At 35.1% G+C, this 2867-nt stretch carries 3 protein-coding genes and 1 pseudogene; 3 read left to right on the top strand and 1 reads right to left on the bottom strand.

Annotation, left to right across the window (positions count from 1 at the left end; genetic code table 11):
• The coding region (locus tag GILLI_RS16535) for a sulfite exporter TauE/SafE family protein (RefSeq protein ID WP_006990271.1) at positions 1 to 496 on the bottom strand (496 nt) is incomplete at its 3' end.
• A 380-nt stretch (positions 497 to 876) separates the two neighbouring features.
• Between GILLI_RS16535 and GILLI_RS16530 the strand changes: the two genes are divergently transcribed.
• The 3 genes and pseudogenes from GILLI_RS16530 to GILLI_RS18605 form a co-directional block, all read left to right on the top strand.
• The gene (locus GILLI_RS16530; protein WP_006990270.1) at positions 877 to 1203 is read left to right on the top strand and encodes an ArsR/SmtB family transcription factor; all 327 of its coding nucleotides are present in this window, start codon (positions 877 to 879) and stop codon (positions 1201 to 1203) included.
• A gap of 175 nt (positions 1204 to 1378) precedes the next feature.
• Complete coding sequence (locus GILLI_RS16525) at positions 1379 to 2530, top strand: NAD(P)/FAD-dependent oxidoreductase (RefSeq protein WP_006990269.1); 1152 nt, start codon at positions 1379 to 1381, stop codon at positions 2528 to 2530.
• Positions 2531 to 2683: 153 nt separating this feature from the next.
• Positions 2684 to 2867 (top strand): annotated as a pseudogene (locus GILLI_RS18605) (aspartate/glutamate racemase family protein); the annotation flags it as partial.

Genomic DNA, 2867 nt, shown 5'->3' with positions numbered 1-2867 from the left:
CCACAATTCCTGTTAATATCCCCACTACTACTCCTTCTATAATAATGAGCGGATAATTGAATTTTATTTCTTCCTCAGTTTCAACCTTGTTCTTTTTCTCCCTTATCATCGAAATGGAAGCTGCAACCATTACAATAGCAAAAAACAACATTATCCCTATATTTTTGGTCACCTCAAAACCAAACAGCGTGAAAATATGGTCCGGGATTGCCGGCACGATATACATACGTGTTATGTAAACAGCGATAAAAGCAGGAATGGAAAAAACCCCGGCAGTTTTAAAATCTACCAGCTTTTTCTGCATATTTTTGAACGCTCCTACCAGGGAGGTAGTCCCAACAATAAAAAGTGAATATGCTGTAGCAGTTACCGGGTTAATCATCAATAAATAAACCAATACGGGAACCGTAAGTATAGAACCACCTCCACCTATTAAACCTAAAACCAGCCCAATAATCAATGCGCCTGCATAACCTAAAAGATCAATTACTTCCATTTATAAGATTTATATTTTTTTTGGCAAAAGTAGGTTGTTAATGCAGGCAACACAGTAACAATAGTTACACAGCAAATTAATTTTCAAAAATTAACACCCTTTTCAAATTTATGTATTTGCTTATAGCCAGTCACAATTTTTATGACCGTTATAAAAAGTTGATAAACAAATTGGATAATACTTATATAGGATTGCTTATTAAAAGTAATGGCTTCAATAAAATTACAAAAATATAACCTGATTTGTGAATATATGATTAAAGTCATAAATCTCCTGCCGATTTCCTCCTTTCTTTGTCTTTTGACATTTAGAAATGCTAAAATTAAAAATTATCCATAAATCAATGTTTAGTATTTCATAAACAACTAAATAAGTAAACAATGGAGCATAAAAGGAGATTCGAATTCCAGGCAGAAGTATGCAAAGCACTTGCACATCCTTTAAGAATGGAGGTAATCCATATACTGAAGGAAAGGGAATATTGTTTCGCCCACATTCTTGAAATTACTGGCGGACTTAAATCCAATCTCTCCCAACATTTAAAAGTTATGACCAAAAAGGGGATCCTTAATGTTAGACGAGATGGGCAATGCAGTCACTTTTCTCTTAGTTCAAACAAGGTGGCACAGGCCTGTGAATTGATGCGTGAGGTGCTCATTGAAAATTTACAGAAACAACAGGAAATATTTAATACAGTTAAAATATGAGTTGCACATGTGAATTAGTAAATCGAACTATTAGTTAAAAATCAAATTGCAGAAAATCAATAAATTTTAAATTATGAAATGAGCATAACAAGGATTCAATACAAACACCTATGAAGATATGCAAATCACTCCCTAGCTATTGGGAGACTAATTAAAGAATAATAAAAAAACACATATGAAAACAATTTTAATCTTAGGCGCAGGAACAGGTGGTATTGTAACTGCCAAAGAAATAAGCAGGTACAGTGGAAATGAAGAGGATATTACCCTCGTAAAAATACTTGTATTTGAGAAGGAAGAAAAAAGTGTTTTTTCACCTTCCCTCCCATGGTTGATGGTGGGCGACAGAAAGCCAAAACAATTGTATGAAAATATCAAAAAACTAAATACTGCCGGACTTGAAGTAATTAACGGAGAAATTGAGGAAGTAGATCCAAAAAATATCTTGGTAAAAGTTAACGGAAAAGTATATAAAGGAGATTATATGGTCGTTTCTCTTGGTGTAGAACAGGTTATTGACCATAATCTGGACAAGTTCGGTTACAATTTTTTCAGTCTTGAAGGTGCGACTCAATTCCATGAGAAACTCGAGAATTTTTCCGGTGGAAAAATTGCCATCCTGGTTTCTTCCCTTCCCTTTAAAAGTCCGGCAGCCCCTTATGAAGCCGCTATGTTAATTGAAGATTATGTGCGCAGTCACGGACTGAGCAGCAATACCGAAGTTTCCATTTATACTCCGGAAAAAGGGCCTATGGAATTTGCAGGAAAAGAAATGTCGGATGAACTAAAGGGATTACTAAAAGGAAAAGGGATCAATTATTTCCCGGATCACCAGGTGACTTCTGTTACGGAAAACAACTTAAAGTTCAGCAATAGTGAAAGTTATGAATATGATCTTTTGGCCTTCACTCCTACTCATCGAAGTCCTTCTGTGATCCGAAATAGCACCTTGGCAGGAAAATCCGGCTGGGTAGATGTAGACAGGAATACCATGGAAACCAAATTCCCAGATGTATATGCTATTGGCGACATTACCGACATTCCGCTGGAAACAGGAATTTCACTTCCAAAAATTGGAGTATTCGCAAGGCATCAGGCAGAGATCGTGGCACACAATATAGGACGTAAAATGGATAATAAAGACCCAGATCAAACTTTTACCGGAGAAGGTGAGTATTTTATTGAATATGGAAAAGGATTGGCAAGCCCTGCAGAAATTCATTTATATGACCCCTCCAGTCCGGGTGTTAAAATGAAAGAACCAGAACATTTGGGACACTGGTCGAAATGGTGGGCTGAAAAATACTGGTTCTTTAAAAATTTCTAAAAACTATAAATTCAGAAACACGTAAATTAATAAACTTACCTTTTAGATGGATTATATTATTCTGAAAATTATAAGTCAAAGAAAATATAATCCATTTAACACCTAAGACTGTTTCTTTAAATTAAATATAACTCTTTAAACTAAACCAATAAAATGAGAAAAATAGGATTAATAGGCGGCACATCATGGCACTCTACTATAGTTTATTATCGTTTGATCAATGAACTGGTAGGGGAAAAAATAGGAACTCAGGCTAACCCGGATCTAGTACTTTACAGTTTAAACATTGAATTGATGCGGGAACAAAACAAGGAAAAGATCAATAATAAATATTTGG

Source organism: Gillisia limnaea DSM 15749, assembly GCF_000243235.1.
Taxonomy (GTDB): domain Bacteria; phylum Bacteroidota; class Bacteroidia; order Flavobacteriales; family Flavobacteriaceae; genus Gillisia; species Gillisia limnaea.
Note: the sequence above shows the minus strand (reverse complement) of the source record. Positions and strands in the feature narration are given on the sequence as shown.

What these genes read in the sequence shown, in the direction of transcription:
- GILLI_RS16530 (WP_006990270.1), top strand. Translation starts at nt 877, where the DNA reads ATGGAGCATAAAAGGAGATTCGAATTCCAGGCAGAAGTATGCAAAGCA.
- GILLI_RS16525 (WP_006990269.1), top strand. Translation starts at nt 1,379, where the DNA reads ATGAAAACAATTTTAATCTTAGGCGCAGGAACAGGTGGTATTGTAACT.